The sequence below is a fragment of the Collimonas sp. genome, assembly GCF_044339385.1.
Lineage (GTDB): Bacteria > Pseudomonadota > Gammaproteobacteria > Burkholderiales > Burkholderiaceae_D > Collimonas.
Window position 1 is genome coordinate 1 of sequence record NZ_JBIIVN010000156.1, and the last position, 6,242, is coordinate 6,242.

Annotated in this window: 6 protein-coding genes; 2 read left to right on the forward strand and 4 right to left on the reverse strand. The window is 56.0% G+C overall.

The window, feature by feature from the left end:
- Together pnp and rpsO are read right to left on the reverse strand one after the other, a co-directional pair.
- Positions 1-1,735, reverse strand: a 1,735-nt coding sequence (gene pnp / locus ACIQ0R_RS10620; RefSeq protein WP_395827025.1) for a polyribonucleotide nucleotidyltransferase, incomplete at its 3' end; no start/stop codon positions are given.
- A 371-nt stretch (positions 1,736-2,106) separates the two neighbouring features.
- Positions 2,107-2,376, reverse strand: coding sequence for a 30S ribosomal protein S15 (gene rpsO, locus ACIQ0R_RS10625; RefSeq protein ID WP_395827028.1), 270 nt, complete (start codon positions 2,374-2,376; stop codon positions 2,107-2,109).
- 184 nt (positions 2,377-2,560) lie between these two features.
- Between rpsO and bamE the strand changes: the two genes are divergently transcribed.
- Together bamE and ACIQ0R_RS10635 are read left to right on the forward strand one after the other, a co-directional pair.
- Positions 2,561-3,058 (forward strand): outer membrane protein assembly factor BamE, encoded by a 498-nt coding sequence (bamE, locus tag ACIQ0R_RS10630; RefSeq protein WP_395827031.1) that lies wholly within the window; start codon positions 2,561-2,563, stop codon positions 3,056-3,058.
- A gap of 31 nt (positions 3,059-3,089) precedes the next feature.
- Positions 3,090-3,998, forward strand: a complete 909-nt coding sequence (locus tag ACIQ0R_RS10635) for a YihY/virulence factor BrkB family protein (protein WP_395827033.1) — start codon at positions 3,090-3,092, stop codon at positions 3,996-3,998.
- Between the two features lie 50 nt (positions 3,999-4,048).
- Here the strand turns inward: ACIQ0R_RS10635 and lolD are convergent, their stop codons facing one another.
- Both lolD and ACIQ0R_RS10645 read right to left on the reverse strand, forming a co-directional pair.
- The gene (gene lolD, locus ACIQ0R_RS10640; protein WP_395827036.1) at positions 4,049-4,765 is read right to left on the reverse strand and encodes a lipoprotein-releasing ABC transporter ATP-binding protein LolD; all 717 of its coding nucleotides are present in this window, start codon (positions 4,763-4,765) and stop codon (positions 4,049-4,051) included.
- Complete coding sequence (locus tag ACIQ0R_RS10645) at positions 4,758-6,023, reverse strand: lipoprotein-releasing ABC transporter permease subunit (protein ID WP_395827039.1); 1,266 nt, start codon at positions 6,021-6,023, stop codon at positions 4,758-4,760. The genes lolD and ACIQ0R_RS10645 overlap by 8 nt, the downstream gene beginning before the upstream one ends.
- Positions 6,024-6,242 lie beyond the last annotated feature (219 nt).

Below are 6,242 nucleotides of genomic sequence, written 5' to 3' on the forward strand. Positions count from 1 at the left end.
CGCCGCCCTTGCCGATCACGTCACGGATCTTTTCCGGATTGATCTTGATGGTGATCAGGCGCGGTGCGAAATCGGACAGCTCGGCTTTACCGTGCGGTACCGCTTCCTGCATCTTGCCGAGGATATGGATACGGCCTTCCTTGGCTTGCGCCAAAGCGACCTGCATGATTTCCTTGGTGATGCCCTGAATCTTGATATCCATCTGCAATGCAGTAATACCGTTAGCGGTACCGGCCACCTTGAAGTCCATGTCGCCGAGGTGATCCTCATCGCCCAGAATGTCCGTCAGGACGGCGAACTTGCTACCTTCCTTGATCAGGCCCATGGCGATACCGGCGACGTGCGATTGCATCGGCACGCCGGCATCCATCAACGCCAGGCAGCCGCCGCAGACCGAAGCCATCGACGACGAACCGTTCGATTCAGTGATTTCCGACACCAGGCGCACCGAGTAGCTGAAATCTTCCGGTGCTGGCAGCGCAGCTTGCAAAGCACGCTTGGCCAAAGCGCCGTGACCGATTTCACGGCGCTTTGGCGTACCAACGCGGCCGGTTTCGCCAGTAGCAAACGGTGGCATGTTGTAGTGCAGCATGAAGCGGTCCGAGTACTCTCCCATCAGCGCGTCGATCTTTTGTTCGTCGCGTGCGGTACCCAGCGTGGCAACCACCAGCGCCTGCGTTTCACCGCGGGTGAACAATGCCGAACCGTGAGTACGCGGCAGAACGCCGGTACGGATCGTGATCGGACGCACAGTACGTGTATCGCGGCCATCGATACGCGGCTCGCCTTCGAGGATCTGCGAACGGACGATCTTGGCTTCCAGATCGAACAGAATGCCGCTGACTTCCGCCGAATCCGGCGCAGCAGCGCCGATCGATGCAGCTTCTGCCGCCAGATCCGCGTTGACTTCAGCGGTAGCGTCTTTCAACTTGGTAGTACGGGCTTGCTTGTCTTTGATTTGGTAAGCTGCACGCAGCTTGGCTTCACCGAAATGCGCAACGCGAGCGATCAGCGCGTCATTCTTCGGTGCCGGGCTCCACTCGACTTCAGGCTTGCCGCCATCGCGCACCAATTCATGGATCGCATCAATCAAAGCTTTCGATTGCTCGTGACCGAATACGACCGCGCCCAGCATGATTTCTTCAGACAATTGCTGGGCTTCCGATTCCACCATCAGCACGGCAGTTTCAGTACCGGCAACCACCAGGTCCATCTCGGACTTGGTCAACTGCGATGTGGTCGGATTCAATACGTACTGACCGTTGATATAACCAACGCGAGCAGCACCAACCGGGCCTGCGAAAGGAATACCGGCAACCGACAGGGCTGCCGAAGCGCCGATCATTGCGGCGATATCTGGATCGATTTCCGGATTCACCGACAGCACGTGAATGATGACTTGCACTTCATTCAGGTAACCTTCTGGGAACAGCGGGCGGATCGGACGATCGATCAGACGCGATGTCAGGGTTTCTTTTTCGGAAGGACGGCCTTCGCGCTTGAAGAAACCGCCCGGGATACGGCCAGCTGCGTAGGTCTTTTCAACATAATCAACGGTCAATGGGAAAAAATCCTGACCTGGCTTGGCATCTTTGCGTGCCACAACGGTAGCCAGCACAACGGTATCTTCGATTGATACGATCACTGCGCCGGAGGCTTGACGAGCGATCTCGCCAGTTTCCAGCGTGACCTGATGCTGACCATACTGGAAGGTCTTAGTAACTTTATTAAACACGGTATATCCTTCTCATCAGTTGGGGGCGGAGTAATTCGCTGCAAGCGAACGCTTGCGACTCTTAAACTCTTTCCCGCAATTGTTTATTTGCCGACAGATTTTCAGGCGCTGTCGCTCACCTCACCACAGACGCTTCATCGCTGGCTAGCGCCAATGAATTGCCGTCTCCTTGCTTAGTACCAACTTCTTGCTTCTTGAAACTTGTGCAGATAAGCCGCAAAAAAGCTGCTGCCAAAAGCAAAAATGCCCGCATCAGAGACTGATACAGGCATTTTTTCAACTTATCGACGGACCAAGGACATTGTAGCGACATATCGAAACAGGATGTCGCAGAAAATAACCGGGGCCGACGACGAGTCTCGCACTGACGATTACTTACGCAGGCCGAGTTTTTCGATCAGCGAACGGTAACGGTTCAGGTCCTTACCTTTGAGGTAGGACAGCAGGCTCTTACGACGGTTAACCATCATGATCAGACCGCGGCGGGAATGGTGATCCTTGGCGTGGGCCTTGAAGTGGCCGTTGAGGTCGTTGATACGGGCTGTCAGCAGCGCAACTTGCACTTCTGGGGAGCCGGTGTCGTTTTGACCGCGCGCATTATCAGCGATAATAGCGGCCTTAGCTGTTTTTTCGATAGCCATGCTTTACCTTTCACAAGCGGTGTACAAAGTAAGGGCTATACGGAATGCAACCCTGAACCTTATGCACCGTGAACAACGATTAATGAATCCGGCCATATCTGACCAGACCGGCAGTATATAGCAAAATTCCTGCCGATTCAAATACTTAGCGCGACGCCAACAACATTCTTTTAGGAGCATTACCATGAAGCAGTTTTACTCGCCCCTGTTAGCCGGCATGCTGCTGACGCTGACCGGCTGCGCCTCGCTGATGGCGCCGCCGGTCAGCCCCGGCGAGCCAGAGACACAGGTGCTGGCACGGCTTAGCAAACCAAGCGGGACTTATCAAGACGGCAATGATGTATTATTGGAATATGCACGCGGCCCCCTTGGTCAAGCCACGTACATGGCCAGAATCGGCCCTGACCAAAGATTAATCTCGTACGAACAAGTGCTGACCCTGGAAAAATTTGCCACCATCAAGGTCGGCCAGTCCAACCGGGCAGATGTACTACGCACCATAGGCAAACCGTTCGAGACAGTCTACTACGACCGCATCAAGCTGAACGGCTGGAACTACGCCTACAAAGAGGCGGGCGTGTGGAACTCCGAGATGACCGTCTACTTCGACGATAGCGGCATTGTTCGCAAACTGGAAAACGGCCCGGATCCGCGCTTTGAGCATAGCCGATTCGGCAGGTAAATACCTGTCACTGACAGAAAGTCCCTCGCACATGATAAAACTTCCCGATTACCAGCGCACCCAGGCGATGCTTTCAAGCACGGTCCAAGAGTGGTTCAAGCAACGCTCGGGCAGCAAGGGCGCCGCCCTTGCGTTCTACACGCTATTCTCAATGGCGCCGATGCTCATACTCGTCATTGCGATTGCCGGCGCGGTATTCGGGGAAGAAGCGGCGCGCGGGGAGATTTTCGGCCAATTTTCGGGACTGATCGGGGCCACTGGTGCCGATGCCATCCAGCTGTTGCTGGCCGCAGCCCATAAAAACCAGTCGGGCCCGCTGGCAGCCATCATTGCGGTGGCCGTGCTGCTGGTCGGCGCCACCACCGTGTTTTCTGAATTGAAGGATAGCCTGGATGAAATCTGGTATGTCGAGCGCGCCCGCCAGTCCGGCTTGATGTCCTTGATAAGGACGCGCCTGCTGTCGTTTGGACTGATCCTGGTGCTGACCTTCCTGCTGCTGACCTCACTGGTGGTAAGCGCGGCACTGGCCTTACTGGCCAAGTATCTGGGTGGCATCTGGATTAACGTCACGACGATTTTCTCACCACTGTCGCAGCTGTTTGCATTTGCCGTGATCGCCAGCCTGTTTGCCTCGATCTTCAAGATGCTGCCACAGACCAAGCTGCCGTGGCGCGATGTCTGGATCGGTTCGATCGGCACGGCCGCCCTGTTCGTGCTGGGCAAGTACCTGATTGGCATCTACCTCGGCGACAGCGGCATTGCCTCCAGTTATGGTGCCGCCGGTTCGGTGATTGCGCTGCTGCTGTGGATTTACTATTCAGCGCAAATTTTCTTTTTTGGCGCGCAATTCACACGCCAGTACGCGCTGTTCTTCGGCAGTCTGCAACACCTTAATCCTGATGCGGGCAAACCGGCAGCAGTGACCGTCAATCAATCCTGATCGGGCTTACCACATGAAAGGCTAGCAACCGTGCCCGGCCTACTCCTGGTTTAATCCTGATATAGCTCCAGCCCGCGCTCTGACAAGCGCAGGATGCGGCCGCAGCGGCGCGCCAGTTCGATATCGTGGGTTACGATCACGAAAGCCGTACCCAATGTCTGCGACAGTTCCAACATCAGATCGAAAGTCAATTGCGCGGTCGCGCGGTCGAGGTTGCCGGTCGGCTCGTCTGCCAGCACGCAAGCGGGCTTGGTGACCAGCGCCCGCGCCAGAGCAACCCGCTGACGCTCGCCGCCGGACAATTCGCCCGGCACGTGGATCACCCGCTCTGCCAGTTTGACCCGCGCCAGGATCGTGCGCGCCTGTTCCTGCGCATCGGCACGCTTGAGACGGCGGATCATCAGCGGCATCGCCACATTGTCGAGCGCGGAAAATTCCGGTAGCAGATGATGAAACTGGTAGACGAAACCGAGCGCGGTATTGCGCAAGTCGCCACGCGCCTTTTCGCCCAGAGCTGTGAAGTCATTGCCGAGCAGGCTGACGCTGCCTGCGCTCGGCGTGTCGAGCCCGCCCAGCAGATGGAGCAAGGTTGACTTGCCCGATCCGGAGGCCCCGACGACGGCCACCTGCTCGCCCTTGGCGACATCGATATCGATACCGCTCAACACCTTGACCGAATAACTGCCCTGAGCAAACGTCTTGCCCAGATTGCGACAGGACAACACGATATCGTTATTTGTTTGATTGTTTGTGTTGGTATTACTCATAACGCAAAGCCTCAGCAGGTTTCACCCGGGCCGCCCACCAGCTCGGATACAGGGTAGCCAGGAAAGCCAGCACCACAGCAACGCTGCCGATGGTCCAGACGTCCGGCCAACGCAGGTCTGATGGCAATTCGGTAATCACGTAGATGCTCTTCGGCAGGAACTGCACATGCAGCATGCGCTCGATGAACGGCACGATAACGTCAATATTCAGCGCTACCAGCACGCCGAGGCCGATCCCGATGGCTGCGCCTATCAGCCCCACAAGCGCGCCCTGAATCATGAAAATCTTCATGATTGATCGGGGCGAGGCGCCTAGCGTACGGAGAATTGCAATGTCAGCCTGCTTGTCAGTCACCGTCATCACCAACGTCGACACCAGATTGAACGCGGCTACCGCAATAATCAGTGTCAGGATGATGAACATCATGCGTTTTTCGGTCTTGACGGCAGCGAACCAGTTACTATTCTGCTGGGTCCAGTCGCGCAGATACAAATTCGGCGGCAAGGTGGTTACCAACTGCTGCACCACCTGCGGGGCCTGCAACATGTCTGTAATTTTCAGGCGAACGCCAGACGGCGAATCCTGACGAAACATCTTTTCTGCGTCGGACAATTGAATGAAAGCGAGCGTCGAGTCATATTCAAAATGACCGGCCTCGAAAATACCGGCAACCGTGAACTGCCGCAGACGGGGGATCACACCCGCCGGCGTTACCTGGCCTTGCGCCGCCATCAGCGTTACCTTGTCGCCAACTCCGACGCTCAGCGCGCGCGCCAATTCGATACCGAGCACGATGTTGAACTCTCCCGGCTTCAGATCATTAAAGCTGCCCTGCCTGATCTTGCTCGCCACTTCGGACACCTTCGGTTCTTCTGAAGGCAGCACGCCGCGTACCGCGACACCCCGCAGCACGCCGTCATGCAATAGCAAGGCCTGGGCATCGACATATGGCGCTGCGCCGATTACCTCCTTGTTCTTGAACGCATCCTTGGCAACTGCATCCCAATTCTGCATCGAACCGGAGGCGTCGAACACCTCGATATGCGCCAGTACCGACAACATACGGTCGCGCACATCGGTCTGGAACCCGTTCATCACCGACAACACCACGATCAACGCTGCCACGCCCAGAGCGATGCCGGCCATCGAAATCAGCGAAATGAAGGAAATAAAACTGTTGCGGCCGCTACGCTTGCCCGCGCGGGTATAGCGAATACCGACCAACCACTCAAACGGTAAATTTTTTAACATACTCAACGCATGACTCCCGAAATCAGCACGCAGTTTGCCATAATTTGGAAAATTTCACGGCGTTTTCCGGTAATTCGATTAATTGTCGATCAATTGGCCTGAGCTCCCCTCGATTTTTCGTCTTCCAACAGGTGGCTTTTATGCCGCCTGTTTTTCCTGATGTTGCTCAGTGAGCCAGTCATCTAAATACTGGCAGGGTGAACGATAGCCAAGCGTCGAATGCTG

Excerpts from the sequence above, each read along its gene's own strand:
- lolD (WP_395827036.1), bottom strand. The coding sequence starts at position 4,765 with ATGAGTAATACCAACACAAACAATCAAACAAATAACGATATCGTGTTG.
- bamE (WP_395827031.1), top strand. The coding sequence starts at position 2,561 with ATGAAGCAGTTTTACTCGCCCCTGTTAGCCGGCATGCTGCTGACGCTG.
- ACIQ0R_RS10635 (WP_395827033.1), top strand. The coding sequence starts at position 3,090 with ATGATAAAACTTCCCGATTACCAGCGCACCCAGGCGATGCTTTCAAGC.
- rpsO (WP_395827028.1), bottom strand. The coding sequence starts at position 2,376 with ATGGCTATCGAAAAAACAGCTAAGGCCGCTATTATCGCTGATAATGCG.